23 protein-coding genes are annotated in these 18,846 nt (G+C 52.5%); 12 read left to right on the top strand and 11 right to left on the bottom strand.

What is annotated here, in order from left to right:
• Positions 1 to 56 precede the first annotated feature (56 nt).
• Positions 57 to 575 carry a carbon monoxide dehydrogenase subunit G gene (locus QZ280_RS06620; RefSeq protein WP_293441797.1) on the top strand — a complete coding sequence of 173 codons (519 nt, stop codon included), beginning with the start codon at positions 57 to 59 and terminating at the stop codon, positions 573 to 575.
• Positions 576 to 636: 61 nt separating this feature from the next.
• Positions 637 to 1,272 carry an ArsR family transcriptional regulator gene (locus QZ280_RS06615; RefSeq protein ID WP_293441796.1) on the top strand — a complete coding sequence of 212 codons (636 nt, stop codon included), beginning with the start codon at positions 637 to 639 and terminating at the stop codon, positions 1,270 to 1,272.
• 175 nt (positions 1,273 to 1,447) lie between these two features.
• Here the strand turns inward: QZ280_RS06615 and QZ280_RS06610 are convergent, their stop codons facing one another.
• On the bottom strand, positions 1,448 to 2,224 hold the full coding sequence (locus QZ280_RS06610; RefSeq protein WP_293441795.1) for a transporter substrate-binding domain-containing protein: 777 nt from the start codon (positions 2,222 to 2,224) through the stop codon (positions 1,448 to 1,450).
• A gap of 121 nt (positions 2,225 to 2,345) precedes the next feature.
• Here QZ280_RS06610 and QZ280_RS06605 point away from each other — a divergent pair, with 121 nt between their 5' ends.
• From QZ280_RS06605 to QZ280_RS06590, 4 genes are all read left to right on the top strand, one after another.
• The gene (locus QZ280_RS06605; RefSeq protein WP_293441794.1) at positions 2,346 to 3,089 is read left to right on the top strand and encodes an amino acid ABC transporter ATP-binding protein; all 744 of its coding nucleotides are present in this window, start codon (positions 2,346 to 2,348) and stop codon (positions 3,087 to 3,089) included.
• Between the two features lie 10 nt (positions 3,090 to 3,099).
• Positions 3,100 to 3,867, top strand: a complete 768-nt coding sequence (locus QZ280_RS06600; protein ID WP_293441793.1) for an amino acid ABC transporter permease — start codon at positions 3,100 to 3,102, stop codon at positions 3,865 to 3,867.
• A 364-nt stretch (positions 3,868 to 4,231) separates the two neighbouring features.
• Positions 4,232 to 4,354: a hypothetical protein gene (locus QZ280_RS06595; protein WP_293441792.1), complete on the top strand. Its 123-nt coding sequence runs from the start codon at positions 4,232 to 4,234 to the stop codon at positions 4,352 to 4,354.
• Positions 4,355 to 4,732: 378 nt separating this feature from the next.
• Complete coding sequence (locus QZ280_RS06590) at positions 4,733 to 5,071, top strand: carboxymuconolactone decarboxylase family protein (RefSeq protein WP_293441791.1); 339 nt, start codon at positions 4,733 to 4,735, stop codon at positions 5,069 to 5,071.
• On the opposite strand, the gene QZ280_RS06585 is transcribed toward QZ280_RS06590, so the two are convergent.
• From QZ280_RS06585 to QZ280_RS06555, 7 genes are read right to left on the bottom strand one after another with little or no spacing between them, the layout of a single operon-like run.
• Entirely contained in the window at positions 5,058 to 5,840 is a 783-nt protein-coding gene (locus QZ280_RS06585; protein ID WP_293441790.1) for an HpcH/HpaI aldolase/citrate lyase family protein, read from the bottom strand. The genes QZ280_RS06590 and QZ280_RS06585 overlap by 14 nt on opposite strands.
• Positions 5,841 to 5,852: 12 nt before the next feature.
• Entirely contained in the window at positions 5,853 to 6,653 is an 801-nt protein-coding gene (hpaH, locus tag QZ280_RS06580) for a 2-oxo-hept-4-ene-1,7-dioate hydratase (protein WP_293441789.1), read from the bottom strand.
• Positions 6,650 to 7,507, bottom strand: coding sequence for a fumarylacetoacetate hydrolase family protein (locus tag QZ280_RS06575; RefSeq protein WP_293441788.1), 858 nt, complete (start codon positions 7,505 to 7,507; stop codon positions 6,650 to 6,652). The genes hpaH and QZ280_RS06575 overlap by 4 nt, the downstream gene beginning before the upstream one ends.
• Positions 7,504 to 8,901, bottom strand: coding sequence for a pyridoxal-dependent decarboxylase (locus QZ280_RS06570; RefSeq protein WP_293441787.1), 1,398 nt, complete (start codon positions 8,899 to 8,901; stop codon positions 7,504 to 7,506). Before QZ280_RS06570 ends, QZ280_RS06575 begins: the two co-directional genes overlap by 4 nt.
• Before the next feature lie 15 nt (positions 8,902 to 8,916).
• The gene (gene hpaD / locus QZ280_RS06565) at positions 8,917 to 9,900 is read right to left on the bottom strand and encodes a 3,4-dihydroxyphenylacetate 2,3-dioxygenase (RefSeq protein ID WP_293441786.1); all 984 of its coding nucleotides are present in this window, start codon (positions 9,898 to 9,900) and stop codon (positions 8,917 to 8,919) included.
• Positions 9,900 to 11,411, bottom strand: coding sequence for a 5-carboxymethyl-2-hydroxymuconate semialdehyde dehydrogenase (gene hpaE / locus QZ280_RS06560; RefSeq protein WP_293441785.1), 1,512 nt, complete (start codon positions 11,409 to 11,411; stop codon positions 9,900 to 9,902). Before hpaE ends, hpaD begins: the two co-directional genes overlap by 1 nt.
• Positions 11,408 to 11,797, bottom strand: coding sequence for a 5-carboxymethyl-2-hydroxymuconate Delta-isomerase (locus tag QZ280_RS06555; protein WP_293441784.1), 390 nt, complete (start codon positions 11,795 to 11,797; stop codon positions 11,408 to 11,410). Before QZ280_RS06555 ends, hpaE begins: the two co-directional genes overlap by 4 nt.
• 105 nt (positions 11,798 to 11,902) lie before the next feature.
• Between QZ280_RS06555 and hpaR the strand changes: the two genes are divergently transcribed.
• Complete coding sequence (gene hpaR / locus QZ280_RS06550; RefSeq protein WP_293441783.1) at positions 11,903 to 12,340, top strand: homoprotocatechuate degradation operon regulator HpaR; 438 nt, start codon at positions 11,903 to 11,905, stop codon at positions 12,338 to 12,340.
• Positions 12,341 to 12,361: 21 nt separating this feature from the next.
• Here hpaR and QZ280_RS06545 read toward each other — a convergent pair whose 3' ends face one another.
• The 3 genes from QZ280_RS06545 to QZ280_RS06535 form a co-directional block, all read right to left on the bottom strand.
• Entirely contained in the window at positions 12,362 to 12,667 is a 306-nt protein-coding gene (locus QZ280_RS06545) for a hypothetical protein (protein WP_293441782.1), read from the bottom strand.
• Positions 12,668 to 12,983: 316 nt separating this feature from the next.
• Positions 12,984 to 14,096, bottom strand: coding sequence for an S-(hydroxymethyl)glutathione dehydrogenase/class III alcohol dehydrogenase (locus tag QZ280_RS06540; protein WP_293441781.1), 1,113 nt, complete (start codon positions 14,094 to 14,096; stop codon positions 12,984 to 12,986).
• A gap of 78 nt (positions 14,097 to 14,174) precedes the next feature.
• On the bottom strand, positions 14,175 to 14,516 hold the full coding sequence (locus QZ280_RS06535) for a RidA family protein (RefSeq protein ID WP_293441780.1): 342 nt from the start codon (positions 14,514 to 14,516) through the stop codon (positions 14,175 to 14,177).
• A gap of 193 nt (positions 14,517 to 14,709) precedes the next feature.
• Here QZ280_RS06535 and hisD point away from each other — a divergent pair, with 193 nt between their 5' ends.
• From hisD to comE, 5 genes are all read left to right on the top strand, one after another.
• Positions 14,710 to 16,017: a histidinol dehydrogenase gene (gene hisD, locus QZ280_RS06530; protein WP_293441779.1), complete on the top strand. Its 1,308-nt coding sequence runs from the start codon at positions 14,710 to 14,712 to the stop codon at positions 16,015 to 16,017.
• A 1-nt stretch (position 16,018) separates the two neighbouring features.
• Positions 16,019 to 16,780 (top strand): SDR family oxidoreductase, encoded by a 762-nt coding sequence (locus QZ280_RS06525; protein ID WP_293441778.1) that lies wholly within the window; start codon positions 16,019 to 16,021, stop codon positions 16,778 to 16,780.
• The gene (locus QZ280_RS06520; RefSeq protein WP_293441777.1) at positions 16,777 to 17,757 is read left to right on the top strand and encodes an alcohol dehydrogenase catalytic domain-containing protein; all 981 of its coding nucleotides are present in this window, start codon (positions 16,777 to 16,779) and stop codon (positions 17,755 to 17,757) included. The genes QZ280_RS06525 and QZ280_RS06520 overlap by 4 nt, the downstream gene beginning before the upstream one ends.
• Before the next feature lie 39 nt (positions 17,758 to 17,796).
• On the top strand, positions 17,797 to 18,303 hold the full coding sequence (comD, locus tag QZ280_RS06515; protein WP_293441776.1) for a sulfopyruvate decarboxylase subunit alpha: 507 nt from the start codon (positions 17,797 to 17,799) through the stop codon (positions 18,301 to 18,303).
• The coding region (comE, locus tag QZ280_RS06510; RefSeq protein WP_293441775.1) for a sulfopyruvate decarboxylase subunit beta at positions 18,300 to 18,846 on the top strand (547 nt) is incomplete at its 3' end. The genes comD and comE, both read left to right, overlap by 4 nt.

Below are 18,846 nucleotides of genomic sequence, written 5' to 3'. Positions count from 1 at the left end.
GTGACAGCGTTGTCTTAGGGCAGCCCTGATACAAGCCGAAAAGAGAGACGCGTCCAATGAAAATGAGCGATTCCAAAACAATCAATGCGGATCCCGCGACGGTTTTTGCCGCCATGTTGGATCGCGATGTACTGGCCAGTTGCGTACCCGGTTGCTCGGAGATGAGCGGCTCTGCAAGTGAAGGGTTTACAGCAACGGTGGTGCAAAAGGTTGGCCCGGTGAAAGCGACGTTCAAAGGCGAAGTCGAACTGAGTGATATAGTTGAGAACGAAAGTTTGACCCTGACGGGTGCGGGTAAAGGCGGTGCTGCTGGGTTCGCAAAAGGTGGTGCGAACGTGCGCCTTGAAGCAGATGGTGAGCAAACGATCCTGCACTATGAGGTTGAAGCAAAAGTAGGTGGCAAACTCGCCCAGCTTGGCAGTCGCATTGTTGATGGCTTTGCCAAGAAAATGGCGGATCAGTTTTTTACGGCGTTTCAGGATGCGGTTGGCGCACCCGAAGAGAGCGACGCTGAAGAACCAACAGATGAAGAGAAGCCCAAAAAAGGTTGGTTCCGGAAGCTACGCTCCAGCTAGATTCAGCAGGTTCATTCAAAGTCACTTGGCATGATACCATAAGGTAACATTAGAGTTCCTAATGAACCAAGCAGAACAATTAGGCTTTCGTGCTTTTGCTAATCCGACACGCAGAGAGATATTGCATCTTCTTGCATACCAAGATTTGACTATTGCTGAAGTCGCTGACAACTTTCAAATGACCCGCGTGGCGATCAAGAAATATATCACAATGCTGGAAGAGGGTGATCTGATCGCTACGCGTACAGATCGGCGTACGCGGATTAGTGCACTCAACCCAGATGGGATGAAACGCGTGTTTGATTGGCTCTGCTGCTTTGATCGGTTCTGGGATGACCGCTTGGCTATCTTAAAAAGCGAAATCGAAAAAGGACACGAAATGAGTGAGACAACCTTACGCAAATCCATCTATCTCAAGGCTACACCTGAACAAGTGTGGGCGTATTTGACTGGTCCAGACAAGCTTGCCATTTGCTTTCACAAGCCCGAAACGCCACGCGCACTGGGTGAATATACGATGTTTGGTACAGAGAGCTGCGACAAGCTGATGTGGGGCGATGTGTTGGTGTCAGAGTCTTTCAGCAAGTTGGAATACACTTTCACTATTGCGCCGTTGGGTGACGCGACAAGTACTGTGACGTGGACGCTGGACGAGGTTGCAGGCGGCTATCGCTGGTTCGCGTGGGCCTACGATTAGGTGAGGCTGCATTTGGGCTCACGCTTGCGCTTCATAAGGGTTGGGACGAACACTTGGGCCGTATGCGTGGATCGCTGCACGAGACCTAAAGAGATTGCCCATGAAACGGAAAAACCGCAATCCTCGTGAAAGGATCGCGGTTCTTTAAAGTGTTAGTGCGGTGCTTAACGATCTATCACAGACCCCATTTCGCAGCTGTAGTCTCAAAGAAGCCTTGTGTCTTCTTCAACTCAACCCATGAGTTCACATAGTTGATCCAGACCTGATCGGTCTGTGGCAACAGCATCGCGATGGGTGTTGGAGCGCGCGGTGCTTCGACGCCGATCTGACGCAGGTTTGGGAACTTTGTGAGCAAAGTGGAACCTTCGATGTTGGACGTGATGAACACATCCGCACGACCTGAGAGCACTTCTTGGAAGCCGCGCGCAGGCGCTTCTACGACCACAATTTTCGCATTTGGAAACCAGTCACGTACAAGCTTCTCAAAAGTCGTACCTAGCGTTGTGGAGACAGTGACATCAGCGTCGTTGATGCTTTCCCATGTGGTGAAACGATCGGCTTTGTCTCCCGTTGTGAACGGCAGCATTTCAACAGAGATGTAGCTATTGGAGTAGCCAGCCGCTTTCAGACGTGCAGGGCTGATCGAAGCGGAGCCTGTCATGTGGTAGTTGCCAGCGACAACACCATTCACAAGTGTTTTCCAGTCCGTAGGGACGAACTCAACCTCAACACCCAGATCGGCGCCAAGCTGCGTCATCACATCGATGTCAAACCCTACATATGAGTTGGTCGCGGGATCGCGCACAGACATAGGGTTCCAGTCTCCGGTTGTGCCAACTTTTAGCACCCCGCCACTGAGGATTTCATTCAAGGCGGATTGCGCGCTAACCGGGGCACCCATCAAAGCAGTCATGCAGGCGGCTACGACGCCCAGTTTTTTGAAAAATTGCATGTTCTTTTCCTGATATGTAGTTTTTTAAGTGTTTAACGATCACGCAGTGTACGAATTGTTGCGTTCAAGTTCCGAAGCATTAGTTGTAAACCTTATGTTGCGAACTTCAAGGAGCGCAGGAATGATGAAGACTGGCGATGCCATCGAGATTAAAGATCTCAACAAGTGGTACGGGGACTACCAAGCGCTTAAAAACATTGATTTAAACGTCGCGCATGGCGAACGTATTGTAGTCTGCGGGCCGTCTGGATCAGGCAAGTCAACGTTGATCCGGTGTGTGAATTCTTTGGAAGATCACGACAGCGGTCGCATCGTTGTCGATGGGATCGAGATGATCGACAACGAGTCGATCAATGCAATCCGTTCCGAAGTCGGCATGGTATTTCAGCAATTCAATCTGTTTCCGCATTTGACGATCCTGCAAAACCTGACTCTAGGCCCAATGAAAGCACGCGGAATGAGCAAGGCAGACGCCGACGCGCGTGCGATGGAATATCTCGAGCGCGTGCGCATTCCTGACCAAGCGCACAAGAAACCAAGCGAACTTTCGGGTGGTCAACAACAGCGCGTCGCGATCGCACGCTCGCTCTGTATGGAGCCGAAAATCATGCTTTTTGACGAACCCACATCGGCCCTTGACCCAGAGATGATCTCAGAGGTCTTGGATGTGATTGTGGATCTTGCGGAAGAAGGGATGACCATGATTGTTGTCACCCATGAGATGGGCTTTGCACGGCGTGCGGCGGATCGGATGATCTTTATGGATCACGGTGAAGTGATTGAGACCGGCACGCCCACAGAATTCTTTGAAGCGCCCAAGACCGAGCGCTGCAAACAGTTCCTTAGCCAAATCTTGCAGCATTGAGAGCGGACCGATGAAACTTAGAACCTCGTTTTTGTTTGGCTGCCTGATTTTCCTTGTTGGCTGTAACGCAGCCCCGGGTACATGGGGTTGGTATGTGATCGACCCGCGCACGCCCGCAGGCTATAATAACATCCGTTTTTTGCTCAATGGCTTTGGAGCGACGATCCTGCTGTCGGTGATCGCGGCCGCAATGTCGATGATCGTCGGCATGTTGGTCGCTTTGCCGGGCATGTCGTCTAATCGCTGGGTTAGGCTCCCCTCTCGCATCTACATCGAATTCGTGCGTGCGATCCCTTTGTTGCCTATGCTCTTCTGGGTGTTCTACGGCCTCCCCGTTGTGCTGAAATCCATGGGCATCAGCGTCAGCATCGATGCGTTCTGGGGTGCGATTATCACCTTGGCGATCTCTGACTCTGCGTTTACCGCTGAAATCTATCGCTCTGGCATCCAATCCATTGCGAAAGGACAGACAGAGGCGGCGAAGACGGTAGGCCTGAATTACATGCAAACCATGCGCTACGTGATCCTGCCGCAAGCAATCCGCCGCATTTTGCCACCCTTGGCGAACCAGTTCATCTACATTGTGAAAATGTCGGCCTTTGCATCGGTGATTGGTATGCAGGAGTTGACCCGCCGCGCGAATGAATTGGTGGTAACAGAATACCGTCCATTGGAAATCTACTCGCTACTGATCTTGGAGTACTTGGTGCTTGTCTTGATCATCAGCTTCTTCGTGCGCTGGTTAGAACGCAAAATGGGATCGGATGAGAGCAGGTGAATCGTTGGGGGCGAACAAAGTTACCAGATTCAGAACCGCAGATATAATGCGAAGACTTTGTCGATTTTTCCATGCGGGCAGTATGAATGCTAAGCACGGCGCCAGGGATGTCGAACATCTCAAACGGCGGTTGAAGTCTATCCTGGTCGCAACCTCAAAACTCCTTGAACCTTAGCAATGGCAGTCATTTCTGGGATGAAATTTGCAAGATAGATTTCCCCCTTCGCTCAGTAAGCTGAACTACCGCTCCAACATCTGTTTGTTCATGGCAATTCACAAAGCAGTTAGCACTGCTCCGACAGGTTGCCGCAAGGGCATACTATTCAATCATGCCAAGAAGGCAGTGTTTTCAAAGGATGAAAGTATGAAACTAATTGTTGTGCTTAGCGTTGTTGTTCTTACGGCAGCATATGTGTCGAGTGGTCCGACCCATTCAAGCAATACCTTATATTATCAACCCGTCGATGGTGGACCGATTATGAAATAAGGCATTTGTTCTGGTGTTGATCACCTGCTGCTCCGTGCTTGGCCTTGCACATCGAAGGGTATCAACCAAAAGCAAATAGGGGCGGGATCTTATTTGTGCTGCGTTTATAAACCTGCAAGACTTGCACCGCGAGCCACATAGCTTTGAGGAGACTGGCGATTACGATCGAGTGGATACCGTTTGGCTACATTCCCGATACCAAGCGCACCACAGGTGATCCAACTGGCGACGGGGCAGATGTTGTTATTTTCCTCCTATTATTATCACTGGACAATCCCAAAGAAAAGCAACGTACCCTGGATTTGCATTTCTTTCGACATCCATTAAGCGCATCACTCGCTTGAACAAACACAAGACTTTTGAGCAAAGGACACCACCATGAGCTGGACCACATTTCTAAATGATACCACGGGCCGGATCGGCGCGTTGCAAAAAGAAACGCCAGAGATGTTTGCAGGCTTCAACACCATGTCAAAAGCGGCGAAGAAAAATGGCGCACTGGATGAGAAAACCAAAGAGTTCATCGCCTTGGGTATCGGTATTTCTACACGCTGCGACAGCTGCATAGGCTTTCATGTGAAATCTTTGGTGCGCCTCAAAGCCACTCGCGAAGAGCTGTGCGAAGCGCTCGAAATGATCGGCTATATGGGCGGTGGTCCGTCGATTGCTTACGGTGCAAAAGCGCTCGAAGCCTACGATGAGTTCACGAAGCGTTAAGTCTGCTTTTCGCATCCTTGGCGGCTGCGCGCATGTTTCTTGCGAACAAAGTGACATCAATTTCTGTCGCGATAAAGCTCGCACCGAGCGCGCGGCAGTCTTTTTGCAGCTCAGCATCCAGTGTCAGAATGCCTGCTGCTTTACCCGCGCCAACAATTCGCTCCATCGCGTGCAGAACAGCTGCCTTCACCTCTGGCGCGCCCGCTTGACCGATGTAGCCCATGTCAGCTGCTAAATCTGCAGGCCCGATGAAGACACCATCAATCCCATCTACTGCTAGAATGTCGCCCAAAGCCTCCATCCCAAGCCGGTTCTCCACTTGAACGATCAAACAAATTTCGTCCCGTGCCGTCGTCAGATAATCTGCGATGCCCGAGAAATCTGAGGCACGCGCCAGCGCAGACCCAACCCCGCGCACGCCATGCGGCGGATAGGTCACAGCGTCCACCATGGCCTGTGCCTGTGCGCCGCTTTCAACCATGGGGATAAGCAAGCTCTGTGCCCCTGCATCGAGGTACTGCTTAATCAACGCCGTATCCCCAACCGGTGGACGCACCATCGCATGCGTACCGCTGCTTTTCAGCACCTGCAATTGCGCCATGATCGAACGTAGATCATTCGGCGAATGTTCCCCATCGATACAGACCCAGTCAAATCTGGCACTAGCGCTAATTTCAGCAACATAAGCATCGGCAAGGCCAAGCCAACAGCCGACCTGCAATTCGCCCTTGTTAATAGCAGCTTTGAATGGGTTATGCGGTGCTGGCATGGTGACTTTCCTTTACGCGAATGAAATATCGACTTGGCCAAAGGGGCCAAAATCAGCGTTAATATTGCTGTCACTGGGGCATTCGACTGGGCGAATGAAACTGCCTGACAGGATGATTTGACCGGGCTCAATTCGCTGTCCATATTGTGCCATGCGCTGCGCAAGCCAGACGACGCTTTCAACAGGGTCATTCAGCACGCCAGCGCCTAAACCCGTCTCTTCAACCTCGCCATTCCTAGACGTAATAGCCCCAACCCAACGCAAATCAAATGCATTTGGAGCATGTTGCTTGTCGCCCAAAACGATGCCCGCATTCGCAGCATTGTCGCTGATCGTGTCATAGACTTTGCGCGTTTCGCCGCTTGCTGGATCGACACGCAGAATACGTGTGTCGAGGATCTCAATCGAGGGCGCGACGTAGTCCGTCGCCGCCAAAACATCAGCGCGCGTGACGTCTGCACCACCAATTTCCGACTTCATCACAAAGGCAATTTCCGCTTCAATCCGTGGCTGGATGAAGCGTCCTTTCGGCACAGTTGCGCCATGTTCAAACACCATGTCATCGAACAAGATCCCGCTGTCAGGGATGTCGATGTTGAGCGCATATTGCATCGCTTTGGAGGTCAGCCCGATCTTCCAGCCAACCACCTTGCGCCCCTCAGCCAGCTTGGCGCGGTAAATCGCATTCTGCACAGCATAAGCGTCGTCCATCCCCATCTCTGGGTGCTTTTTCGTCAGCAATCCAATCTGTTCGCCTGACTTTTCTGCAGCAAGCAAATCTGCCGCAGCTTGTGCGTGATCACCCTCGTTCATAGCACTTCATCAGCCACTGTATTAACCAAGGTTCCGATGCCATTCACCTCAACCTCAACCACATCACCAGGTTTTAAATAGCGCGGTGGATCAAAGCGCGCACCTGCGCCCGTAGGTGTCCCCGTCACGATGATATCCCCCGCCTGTAGCGTCATGAACGTTGAGATATATTCGATCTCGCGACGGATGGGATGCATCATACGAGAGAGCAAATCGTCCTGACGCACCTCCCCGTTAACACGTGTTAAGATCCGCGCGTCATCAAGCTGCTTGGCGTCCTTAAATGGCACCAGCCATGGCCCCATCGCGGCAGAGCGATCCCAGTTCTTGCCTTGTGTCACATTGAACTTTGCGTGACGCACCCAGTCGCGAATGGTGCCCTCATTACAAATCGTAATCGCTGCAATGTGGTCGTAAGCATCGTCTTGGGTGATGCGCCGACCTGCTTTGCCAATGACAATCGCTACTTCGCCTTCATAGTCTAGTGTTTCGTTTTCAGGAGGGCGGATAAGTGGCTGATTGTGCCCCGTGAACCCGCTCGCAAATCGTGGAAACAGCGACATATATTTTGGCGCTGCTGTGGTGCCGTCTTTGTACTCTGCATTTCGATCTGGGAAGTTAACACCGACGCAGAGAATGCGCTTGGCATTGGGCAAGACCATCTCAAATTCATATTCTTCATGCGTGACTGGCCGCCCATTTGCGACCTCTTCCAGCTCATTCAGCGCCCCCGCTTCGATCACATCCAGCAATGTCGGCCACTGCGGACAAACAGAGTTGAGCGCGACCATGCCTCCCTCAGAAACTGCCCCATAAAAGCTCTGCCCATCGGCAGAAAAGCTAGCAAAATTCATGACATACCTTCCCAAATTTCTTTGATAACATCGCGTGCCATCATTACGTCGTCTCGCGTTGTGCTGAATTGCCCAACTTGAAACCGGATCATCCTTTGACCTTCAAACATGCCCTGTGTGATGTAGATCCGCCCATCATCATTAAGCGCATCGACAAGGCGTTGTTGCATGTCATCATCGCCCGGACAGCGAAATGAGAACAGGCTGAAAATAGGCTCAGTGACAATTTCAAATCCATCTAGCTTGCGAATTTCTTCACAGATTTCTTCCGCCCAAAGTACATGATTGCGAATGCGCGTCCGCAATCCTTCCAATCCGTAAGAGCGCAGCAAAAACCAAAGCTTGAGCGCGCGAAAACGACGTCCCAATGGGATCGTCCATTCAGAATAATTAACCACAGTCTCGCCCGTAGTTTTCAAATACTCTGGCTCAATTTTCAGCGTATTCAGCTGCGGCTCTGCATCGCGCAGGAACTGAACAGAGCAATCGAAATTTGCACCCAGCCATTTATGGGGATTGAAAACGATGCTGTCATAGCCGTTAACGTCTGCCCAGAAATCTTGCTGGAATTCAGGAACAATCATCGCCGCCCCAGCCCATGCGGCATCAAGGTGGGTGTACAAGTCTTCTGCCTGCGCAACGCGTAAAACAGCCCCTAGATCATCACATGCACCAATGCCCGTGCCACCCGTAATCGCGATAATCCCAGCGGGTGTATGCCCAGCAGCACGATCCGCATCAATAGCTGCCTGAAGCGCTTCAACGTCCATGCTATAGCGCGCGCCCGTGCCTGCAATCTTAACCAAGTTCGCCTGACCAATTCCCGCAACCCAGCACGCACGATCAATTGAGGAATGCACTTGCTCGGAGCAATAGATCCGGAGGTTGCCCTTACTGTTCAACCCGTCTTGATTGCCCGTATACCCGAGCGAGCGCTCACGCATCGTGAGCACCGCAGATAGGGTCGCGGACGACGCGCTGTCTTGGATCACGCCGGTGTAACCGTCCTCCAAACCCATGGCTTGGCGCAACCAATCGATCATCACGCCTTCAACCTCAGTCGCTGCGGGCGAAGTTTGCCAAAGCATACATTGTGCAGCAATTGTCGTGACCAAAAGCTCTGCGAGCATTGAGGGCGCAGCCGCATTGGAATTGAAATATGCAAAAAAACGAGGATGCTGCCAATGGGTGATCCCTGGCATCACGATATCCTCAAAGTCATGCATGATTGCTTCCATTTTCTCACCCGTTTCGGGCGGCGCTTTAGGAAGTTGCGCGGCAATCTCGCCATAGCTGGTTTGCGCGCGCACAGGCAGGTCGCGGATACCTTTGTGGTACTCCGCGCTCCAATCAGCAATCTTTTTGCCCCAATGGGCGTATTCGTCCCAATCCATCAAATAGTCCCTGTCTTAAGGCGCGATAATCGGGCTGGCTGCGATTTGCGACTCTTTGATCTCAACACCTACAAATTTCGTGCCATGTTCAAACCAGGAGCGCGGCGCAGCGGCACCCCAAAGTGTTTGGCGCTGGGGATCTTGCAGGTCCCATTTGATTGGCTCCAAATCGGGATCGACTGTCTGGTAGTCAGAGCAATAAATCTCGATCCGATGGCCATCAGGGTCCAGAATATAAAGGAAGAATGCGTTTGAAATACCGTGACGACCCGGTCCGCGCTCAATGTTGTCGACGTAGCCTGTTGTTGCCATCAGATCGAGTAAATCAATGATGTTGAGCGGTGTTGGCACCCAGAATGCGACATGGTGCATCCGTGGTCCTGTGCCATTGGTAAAGGCCATATCGTGTACGCCACCTTTGCGGTGCATCCATGCTGCCCAGATTTTTTTGCTTTCGTCATCCTCAGTGTATTCAGTTACGCGGAACCCGAAGTCAGAGTAAAATTCGACCGACGCATCGACGTCATTGCTGAAGCAATTGAAGTGATCAATGCGTAGTGGTTTCACCCCACGGTAGAGAGCATATTTCTGATGAATGGGCTCTAAGCGATCCATTTTGTGATAAAACTCAAGCGGAATGCCCATGTTGTCAGACGTCAGTAAAGTTTTGCCCTGATACGAACGATCAACCCACGAAGTTGGGCGGCCTTTACCTTTGAAATAGACCTCTGCCTTGTCCAGATCCTCCTCATCGAAGGTCTTAAAGCCCATGACCTCAACCGTACCGGGCTGGTCTGATTTTTGCAAAATGATGCAGTGATGACCGCGTTCTTCCATTGCGCGGAGGTAGACATGGCTGTCGGATTCATCCGTGACCTGAAGACCCAGAATGTTCGTGTAGAACTCTTTTGAGGCGGTAAGGTCTTTGACGTTCAAGCACACATGAGACAGGCGGATCGTGTTGAAATCAGGGTACAGATTTGGGGCTGGAACTGGCATTAGAGCGCTCCTAATTTGGTAATTTTGTGTTGTCCTGTCGCAAAACCGATGTGTTTTTGCTCCATGTAGAATTCAAACGACCAATCGCCGCCATCGCGCCCGATGCCGCTGGCTTTGACACCGCCAAAGGGCGTTGGCAGGTGACGAACGTTCTCGGAGTTCACCCAGATCATCCCCGCCTCGAGTTCTTCGGTAAAGCGCAGCGCGCGGGTCAAATTGTTCGTCCAAACATAACCAGTCAGGCCGTAGTCGATGTCGTTGGCCATTTCCAAAGCCTCTTCTTCCGTGGTGAAGGGAATGGAGGTCAACACAGGGCCAAAGATCTCTTCTTGCGCGATCCGCATTTGGTTAGTGGCGTTGGTAAATAGGGTCGGACGGATGAAGTAGCCCTCATCCCCAACCGTCACACCACCTGCAGCGATCGTAGCACCATCTTCTTTAGCGATCTCAAAATAGCTGGTAACTTTGTTGAAGTGTTCTTCGGTGACAAGTGGTCCAATCTCGGTCTTTGGATCAAGCGGATGGCCAACCTTGATGTTGTTGACCCTTGCGATTAGCTTGGCCTCGAACTCTTCTCGGATGGTGTCTTGCACCAAGAGCCGCGAAGAGGATGTGCAGCGTTCGCCGTTGATCGAATAGATCATAAAGATCACCGCATCCAAGGCGCGATCCAGATCTGCATCGTCAAAGACGATGACCGGGTTTTTGCCACCCAATTCTAGGTGATTGCGCTTTAGCGTATCCGCGCCTTGCTTGGTGATAAGTGACCCCGTCGCGCTTTCGCCGACGAAAGCAATAGCTTTGATTTTTGGATGCTCACACAGGGCTTTTCCCGCGCCTTCGCCAAATCCGTTAACCGTGTTTAGAACACCTGGTGGCAGACCGGCCTCTTCAGCAATCTCAACCAAAAGGCGAGCAGTGAGCGGTGAGGCTTCAGCAGGTTTGTGAACAACCGTGCAACCCGCTGCAAGCGCTGGCGCGATCTTCCAAGTGGAGAGCATAAACGGCGTGTTCCAAGGTGTGATCACCCCAACGGGACCGATTGGCTTGCGGGTTGTGATGTTCATCAAGGTTGGCGATTGCAACTGCTGCCCGTCGCGGGCTTGCACAACCTGATCCGCGAAGTAGCGGAAGTTTTCCGCACCGCGCAGCGCGGCCTTGGACATGAATTTGTAAGCCTGACCCGTATCCCAGCATTCACAGAGCGCGATCTCTTCAGCGCGCGCTTCGATGCCTTCAGCAATCTTGATCAAGATTTTCTTACGCTGCAAAGCAGGCATGTCGCGCCACTCAGCAAAAGCATCAGAGGCAGTATTTGCCGCCGCATCAATGTCTATGGCCGTGCCATGGGCGACGTCACAAATATGGGATTTATTCACGGGCGAGGTGTTTTGAAATACGCCGTCCGCACCAGCAACGTCTTGGCCTGCGATCCTATTTAAGATGCCGCCGTCGCGAAACCGCTCTAGAAAGCCGTCTAGCTTGGTTATGTTCTCGTTAAGCGTGCTCATACACTGTTCTCCAAATGATCGCGAATGTTTCCAAATTTTGGTGATACGCTTGCATCAATATCGCGCATTTCAGCGGACAATGCGACAGAGCGGGTTTGCATAATAGGTGCCATAAAAGTCTTCACCACATCGAAGATAGTCAAAATAGCTTCTGCTTTTACATCCTGTGCGCGCCCTTCGCGAAGACGCACAGACAGATCAATAAAGCCATGTTTGGCGCTGCCGTCTGCGATTGCATAGTGATCCACGCGAGTTGCGCGTACACGTATGCCAGGCATCGGAAAGGCATCAATGCTTGCTGCTTTTACACGAATAGCTTCACAAAGTGCCGCTATATCAACACTCGCTTCAAGATTGGCAGAATATTCGATGTGAAAGTGAGGCATGATATTCCTTAACATGTTAATTGTTGTTAAGTTAAGGAAAGGTATCTACTGTTGTCAATGCTAGCTTGCTCACTAAACATCTGGCGACGAAAAAAAGGCCTTATCGTGAAAAATTCGCTTCCTTCGACATCGCGCTCGCTCCCCATCGCACTTATCCGAGCGCGAGAGGGCGTGATGACCCCCATTCGCGATATGTTGTCCGAGACTGGAATCACCGAACAGCAGTGGCGTGTTTTACGGGTGCTGTCCGAATTTGGTTTGCTAGATGCGTCTACACTGGCCAATCGTGCAAGTCTCTTGTTCCCTAGCCTGACACGTATTGCGACAACGATGCGGAAAAAGGGGTTGATCACGCAAACGCGCGATGTCGCTGACAGACGTCGACAGTTTATTGCGATCACAGAAGCTGGCCAAAAGCTGATCGACGATTACACGGATCAATCGGCGCTAATTGTAGCCGAGTTCAAGCGCACAATGGGTGAGGACGATTACGAGACCCTTCTCGATCTTCTGGCCCGGCTTGATCCAATGGTGCGTGACTGAATCGATAGATCTTGCTACGATTTAACTCGGATGCTTCTGCGTATACTCAGCAAGCTCGCGCTCAAGCAACTCTTCGGGATTTGCCTTGGCCTTTTTCGCGCGAAATACTGCCGCTTTTGCGAGCGGTAGGTCTAGCAAACGAGCATCAGAAATTTTAAGCATTTCATCGTATAGTGCAGCGTTCATCCGGTCTTTGGGCGATACACGTATGGCGGTTTGAAAGATCGTACGATCCGAGGCAGGCCAAATATAGAACTGCTGGTTTACGCCATGAAAGAAGGGCTGGGAGGCTCCAAGCGCCAGTTCCTGATAGGAAAAGTCATGCATGTTCCGAACAATCGACTTTTTGAAAGAGCCGAACCAATCCTCCACTAAATCCAGATTTTGCTTTAGGCGCGTATTGTCGTCTTTGCTCGCGCCTATTCGACCAAGCAGTTGAAGCACCTGTTTATCAACATCGAAATTGCGTTTTGGCCAGAAGCGCGCGGTCAGAATTTATAGGAAATTTCCGCGCAGCCATGTGACAGCAGGCGCAAGGTCTTTTGTTTGGCAAGCACGCAGGGCGTTTCGAGATCGTGCGCCCAACGCGTCAAAGCGACCTGCCGCACAGGCAACCCATGCTACAGATCGCGTGCTTAGTTTTTTAAAATTCCACGACAGCCCGAATGGATTTACCTTCGTGCATAAGATGGAAGCCATCGTTAATCTCGTCCAATGTCAACTTATGGGTGATCATCGGATCGATCTCGATCTTACCGTCCATGTACCAATCGACAATTTTTGGAACATCTGTGCGCCCCGATGCGCCACCAAAGGCGGTGCCGCGCCAGGAACGACCTGTAACCAATTGGAACGGACGCGTCGAAATCTCAGCACCCGCAGGGGCCACGCCGATGATAATACTTTCACCCCAACCTTTGTGTGCCGCCTCAAGGGCTGTTCGCATAACGCTCACATTGCCTGTTGCGTCAAACGTGTAATCCGCGCCACCGCCTGTAAGTTCAACCAGATGTGCGACCAGATCTCCATCTACTTTGGAGGGGTTCACGAAGTCGGTCATACCAAAGCGCATGCCCATCTCAACCTTGCCGCCATTCAGATCAACGCCAACAATCTGATCTGCACCTGCAAGGCGTAGGCCTTGGATCACGTTAAGGCCAATACCGCCAAGTCCGAAGACAATTGCTGTCGAGCCAATCTCAACCTTGGCCGTGTTGATCACGGCACCGATGCCCGTCGTAACGCCACAGCCGATGTAACAAATCTTGTCAAACGGCGCATCCTTGCGCACTTTAGCAAGCGCAATCTCAGGGACAACTGTGTGGTTCGCAAAAGTGGAACAACCCATATAGTGGTGAATAGGCGTGCCATCGAGCATCGAAAAGCGTGTGGAGCCGTCCGGCAACAATCCGGCACCTTGGGTGATACGGATCTTCTGGCACAGGTTAGTCTTGGGGTTAAGGCAATACTCGCACTCACGACACTCTGGCGTGTAGAGCGGGATCACGTGATCGCCCACTTCAAGCGAGGTCACGCCTTCACCAACCTCAATCACAATGCCTGCACCTTCATGGCCAAGGATCGCAGGAAAGATGCCTTCTGGATCATCGCCGGAACGTGTGAACTCGTCGGTGTGGCATAGACCTGTTGCTTTGATCTCAACCAGTACTTCACCTGCGCATGGGCCTTCTAGGTTCACGTCCATCACTTCAAGCGGTCGTCCGGCGGCAACAGCCACAGCAGCACGAGTTCTCATCAGTTTTCCTTCCAAATCCTATTCTTCGATCGCCAAGCTACCTGCGCATCTGTCAAAAGCAAGCATGTTGAACTGTATCTAGTCGTATGCCGCGTCCACGATAACTTCGACCTTCAACTCTGCGCGTGCTAGCTTTGCTTCGCCGCAAGCGCGTGCAGGGGAATGACCCTTTGGTACCCAAGCGTTCCACACTTCGTTAAGACCGTCAAAGTCGCTCATATCTGCAAGCCAGATCGTCACGCGCAACATCTTCTTGCGCGATGATCCCGCTTCGGTCAGCAAAGCATCAACGCGGCTCAGGCATTCTATAGTTTGATCCTGAATGGTTGCGCCTTCGCCTACTTGGCCGGTTATGTAGGCGACACCATTATGTTTCACGATCTTAGAAGAACGCACGCCAGTGCCGATCCGTTCAATCATTGTCTTTTCCTTTTCCGTTTGCAAGCTGCCGCGCTGTGTCGGCTTTGTTTGCGTTAGCCTTGCCTGATGGCATCGTCCCTTGCAAGAGATCCGGCAACTGCGCACTTACAAAATGTAAGCGCTTGCATTTCGATATGTCGAAGCTATGTTACGACCAAGAATCAAACGCACATACCCGATAGGATTTCCGCCCATGACCCGCGAATATTTGAAAAAGGCAACGCTGACCTCTAGCTCAGGCGCATCCGAAGTTCATGACACGGTCAAAGGCATCCTTGACGACATCGAAGCAGGCGGCGACGCAAAAGCGCTGGAATACGCGGCGAAGTTCGACCGTTACGAAGGGTCTGTGCTGCTTTCTCAGAAAGAGATCGACGCAGCGATTGCCTTGGTGCCGGAAAAATTGAAAGCGGACATTCGCTTTGCTCATGACAACGTTCGCCGGTTTGCTGAGACGCAGAAATCCACACTCACAGATGTCGAGATGGAGATTGAGCCGGGCTTTATTGCTGGTCAGAAAGCGATCCCAGTGGATGCGGCTGGCTGCTATGTGCCAGGGGGTCGCTATAGCCACATCGCCTCTGCGATTATGACGGTCACCACAGCAAAGGTTGCGGGTTGCCATCACATCACGGCCTGCTCTCCTCCGCGCCCAGACGTTGGGATTGCGCCAGCGATTGTTTACGCTGCGCATATTTGTGGTGCTGATAAGATCATGGCGATGGGTGGCGTGCAGGGCGTTGCGGCGATGACCTTTGGTTTGTTTGGGTTGCCTAAAGCCAACATTCTTGTCGGTCCCGGCAATCAGTTCGTGGCCGAAGCCAAGCGTATCCTCTTTGGTCGCGTGGGCATTGATATGATCGCGGGTCCGACGGACAGTTTGATCCTCGCGGACAAGACCGCAGAGGCGCACATCGTGGCGACGGATCTCGTGTCGCAGGCAGAGCATGGCTACAATTCACCCGTTTGGTTGGTGACGGACGATCGCAATTTGGCAAAGACGGTCATGGACATAGTTCCAGCCTTGATCTCTGATCTACCAGAGATAAACCGCGAGAACGCATTCGCGGCGTGGAGAGACTATGCAGAGGTGATCATCTGCGAAGATCGGATCGATATGGCGAAATGCTCCGACGAATACGCGCCAGAACACCTTACGGTGCAGGCTGAAGATCTCGATTGGTGGCTCGATACACTGTCTTGCTACGGCTCTCTGTTCCTTGGCGAAGAAACAACTGTGTCTTATGGCGACAAAGCGTCTGGTACGAACCACGTTTTGCCGACCTCTGGCGCTGCTGGTTACACAGGCGGTTTGAGCGTGCACAAGTATATGAAGATCGTCACATGGCAGCGCACAACTCGTGATGCATCCAAGCGAGTGGCCGAAGCGACAGCGCGTATTTCACGCCTTGAGGGAATGGAAGGACATGCGCGTGCAGCTGATGTGCGCCTTGCGAAATACTTCCCGGGCGAAAACTTTGACCTAAGCGCTGAGGGCTAAAATGTCTGATCCGCGCGACCTTTTTGATCTGACTGGCAAGGTGGCTTGCGTCACTGGTGCGAGTTCTGGCATTGGTCGGCGCGCGGCGGTAACTTTAGCGGCTGCCGGCGCATACGTTGTCGGTGTCGCGCGTCGCAAGGAAGCTCTGGTTGGTCTGCAAGCCGAGTTAGGTGAGGGGGCCGCAAGCATCGTGGCGGACGTTGCTGCTCGCGCAAGTGTTGAGGCTTTGGTGCATGCGATTTCGCAACCCTTTGGTGCGCCAGATATCGTGATCCACGCCGCTGGTGTGAACACGCGCGAACCAGCGGATGATGTGACAGCAGAGGGTTGGGATCAAACACTTGCGCTAAACCTGTCGGCGCCGTTTTTCATCAGTCAAGCCATGGTGCCTGCGATGAAGGCGAAGGGTTGGGGACGCATCGTAAATTTTGCCTCCCTTCAAACTACACGCGCTTTTCCCGGTGGGATTGCTTACGGGGCAAGCAAGGGCGGCGTTGGTCAAATGACGCGCGCGATGGCGGAAGCGTGGTCCAAGGATGGCATCACGGCCAACGCGATTGGCCCCGGGTTTTTTCCGACGGAACTGACTGCAGCCGTCTTTGACGACGCGGAGCGGGCTGCGCGCAATGCGGCGCAAACCTGCGCTGGGCGCAATGGCACTATGGAAGATATGGATGGGCCATTGCTGTTTCTCTGCTCGGATGCGTCATCTTATGTTACAGGGCAGGTCTTGATGGTCGATGGGGGGTTCACGGCGAAATGAAAGCACTGGTCTATGATGGCGTTGAAACGCTGAATTATCGCGATATGCCGGATCCAGTTGCGGGTTCGGACACCCATTTGATCAAGATCGAGGCCGTAGGGATTTGTGGCTCTGATATGCACGCCTATCTGGGCCATGACGCGCGCCGCCCTGCGCCACTGATCTTGGGGCATGAGGCGGCTGGCACGATTGTTGGAGGCGCGCAAGATGGTCGCCGTGTCACGGTGAACCCATTGGTAAATTGCGGCACTTGCGCGGCTTGTAAAGCGGGTCGCGAAAACATTTGCCCAGAGCGTCAGATCATTTCCATGCCTCCGCGGGAGGGTGCCTTTGCGCAGTATGTCGCGATGCCGGACAGCAATCTGGTGACTGTGCCAGATGCTATCCCTATGGACAAAGCCGCACTTGCCGAACCTTTGGCTGTGAGCTGGCACACTGCGCGTCTCGCGCTGGAAGCTCTGCATCCCAGCATGGAGCGCCGCGCACTGGTGATTGGGGGCGGCGCCATTGGTCTTGCCGCTGCGCTGGCGCTGAAAGCCATGGGCGCGCGCGATGTGACGATTGCGGAGCCGAATGATGCGCGCCGGGCCTTCCTTGCTGAGACCTGCGGACAAGCGACTATGGCGAACGCATCTGGCAGTTTCGAGATGGTGATTGACGCGGTCGGCTACGGTGCGACCCGCGCCTCTGCTTCTGCTTGCGTGATGCCAGGCGGCGTAATTGCGCATGTGGGTCTTGGCGATAGTGCAGAGGGCTTTGATGTGCGCTATGCCACCTTGCAGGAGGTGACCTTCATCGGCACCTACACCTACACTATGCAAGATTTCCGCGATACCGCGCAGGCTATCTTTGATGGCAAACTTGGCCCTCTCGATTGGATTGAAACACGCGCGCTGAGTGATGGGTCTCAAGCCTTTAAAGACCTGCATAAAGGCAAAGTTGCGGCCCCGAAGATCATCCTTGATCCTTGGGCATAAACAAACAGACATGAATACGTAAACAAAGGAACCGACACCATGAACATCGACAAAAAGATCGTAGACGATCTTGTCGCGAACGATGTCTCTTTCGTCACAACAGTGCCCTGCAAGCAGCTGGCCGGTGTGATCGAAGAGGTAGAGAACTGCGAGGACATCTTTCACATCCCGTCCAACAAAGAGGACGAAGGCATGGGACTGTGCGCTGGTGCATTCATGGGTGGCAAACGCCCTGCGATCATCATGCAGAACACAGCGATTGGTGTGACAATCAACACGCTCGCGACGTTGACACAGTTCTACCGCATGCCTTTGCCAATGATCATCAGCTACCGCGGCGAATTGCGCGAGCCTGTGGCCTGCCAAGTTGAAATGGCTGTGCACACCAAAGCTTTGCTCGCTCAGATGAACATCCCAACGTATCACTTCCACTGGCAGAAAGATGTCGAAGAATTCGACAACATTCTGAAATACACATTCATGTGCAACAAGCCTGTCGCGATCCTGACAGACGCTAACTTCTGGGGAGGCTACGGCGACCAATGATCCGTTCAGAAATCTTAAAAGAAATCGCCCCGATCCTTAACCCGCATCTTGTGGTGTGTAACATCGGTCTGCCCAGCCAAGAGCTGCACATGATCGATGATAACGAGCGTAACTTCTATATGCTCGGCACTATGGGTCTTAGTTCCTCCATTGGTTTCGGCCTTGCGCTGGCGCAGGACAAGCCAGTGATCTCCATTGATGGGGACGGCTCTGTCTTGACCAACCTTGGAACGCTGCCGACAATCGCGAACAACGCGACGGGCAACTACACGCTATTGATCATCGACAATGGTTCTTACGGCTCCACTGGTGATCAGCCAACATATGCGGGTATGAAGACGAACCTGACAGATGTTGCGCGCGCGTGTGGTTGTGACACCGTGATCGAAATGCAAGACAAGGATCTAGCTCCAGTTCTGCAAGACGCGATTGATAGTGACGAAATGACGATCATTGTTTGCAAGTGTGACAGCGGCAATATCAAACTACCTGTTATCACGCTTGATCCTGTTGTGATCCGTCATCGCTTCATGGAAGCGGTCA

This window comes from Planktotalea sp. (assembly GCF_018607995.1).
Taxonomy (GTDB): domain Bacteria; phylum Pseudomonadota; class Alphaproteobacteria; order Rhodobacterales; family Rhodobacteraceae; genus Planktotalea.
Note: the sequence above shows the minus strand (reverse complement) of the source record. Positions and strands in the feature narration are given on the sequence as shown.

Bases quoted from the DNA above. Each gene is read 5' to 3' on its own strand.
- QZ280_RS06620 (WP_293441797.1), top strand. From the start codon at position 57: ATGAAAATGAGCGATTCCAAAACAATCAATGCGGATCCCGCGACGGTT.
- QZ280_RS06615 (WP_293441796.1), top strand. From the start codon at position 637: ATGAACCAAGCAGAACAATTAGGCTTTCGTGCTTTTGCTAATCCGACA.
- QZ280_RS06610 (WP_293441795.1), bottom strand. From the start codon at position 2,224: ATGCAATTTTTCAAAAAACTGGGCGTCGTAGCCGCCTGCATGACTGCT.
- QZ280_RS06605 (WP_293441794.1), top strand. From the start codon at position 2,346: ATGATGAAGACTGGCGATGCCATCGAGATTAAAGATCTCAACAAGTGG.
- QZ280_RS06600 (WP_293441793.1), top strand. From the start codon at position 3,100: ATGAAACTTAGAACCTCGTTTTTGTTTGGCTGCCTGATTTTCCTTGTT.
- QZ280_RS06595 (WP_293441792.1), top strand. From the start codon at position 4,232: ATGAAACTAATTGTTGTGCTTAGCGTTGTTGTTCTTACGGCAGCATAT.
- QZ280_RS06590 (WP_293441791.1), top strand. From the start codon at position 4,733: ATGAGCTGGACCACATTTCTAAATGATACCACGGGCCGGATCGGCGCG.
- QZ280_RS06585 (WP_293441790.1), bottom strand. From the start codon at position 5,840: ATGCCAGCACCGCATAACCCATTCAAAGCTGCTATTAACAAGGGCGAA.
- hpaH (WP_293441789.1), bottom strand. From the start codon at position 6,653: ATGAACGAGGGTGATCACGCACAAGCTGCGGCAGATTTGCTTGCTGCA.
- QZ280_RS06575 (WP_293441788.1), bottom strand. From the start codon at position 7,507: ATGAATTTTGCTAGCTTTTCTGCCGATGGGCAGAGCTTTTATGGGGCA.
- QZ280_RS06570 (WP_293441787.1), bottom strand. From the start codon at position 8,901: ATGGATTGGGACGAATACGCCCATTGGGGCAAAAAGATTGCTGATTGG.
- hpaD (WP_293441786.1), bottom strand. From the start codon at position 9,900: ATGCCAGTTCCAGCCCCAAATCTGTACCCTGATTTCAACACGATCCGC.
- hpaE (WP_293441785.1), bottom strand. From the start codon at position 11,411: ATGAGCACGCTTAACGAGAACATAACCAAGCTAGACGGCTTTCTAGAG.
- QZ280_RS06555 (WP_293441784.1), bottom strand. From the start codon at position 11,797: ATGCCTCACTTTCACATCGAATATTCTGCCAATCTTGAAGCGAGTGTT.
- QZ280_RS06545 (WP_293441782.1), bottom strand. From the start codon at position 12,667: ATGCATGACTTTTCCTATCAGGAACTGGCGCTTGGAGCCTCCCAGCCC.
- QZ280_RS06540 (WP_293441781.1), bottom strand. From the start codon at position 14,096: ATGAGAACTCGTGCTGCTGTGGCTGTTGCCGCCGGACGACCGCTTGAA.
- QZ280_RS06535 (WP_293441780.1), bottom strand. From the start codon at position 14,516: ATGATTGAACGGATCGGCACTGGCGTGCGTTCTTCTAAGATCGTGAAA.
- hisD (WP_293441779.1), top strand. From the start codon at position 14,710: ATGACCCGCGAATATTTGAAAAAGGCAACGCTGACCTCTAGCTCAGGC.
- QZ280_RS06525 (WP_293441778.1), top strand. From the start codon at position 16,019: ATGTCTGATCCGCGCGACCTTTTTGATCTGACTGGCAAGGTGGCTTGC.
- QZ280_RS06520 (WP_293441777.1), top strand. From the start codon at position 16,777: ATGAAAGCACTGGTCTATGATGGCGTTGAAACGCTGAATTATCGCGAT.
- comD (WP_293441776.1), top strand. From the start codon at position 17,797: ATGAACATCGACAAAAAGATCGTAGACGATCTTGTCGCGAACGATGTC.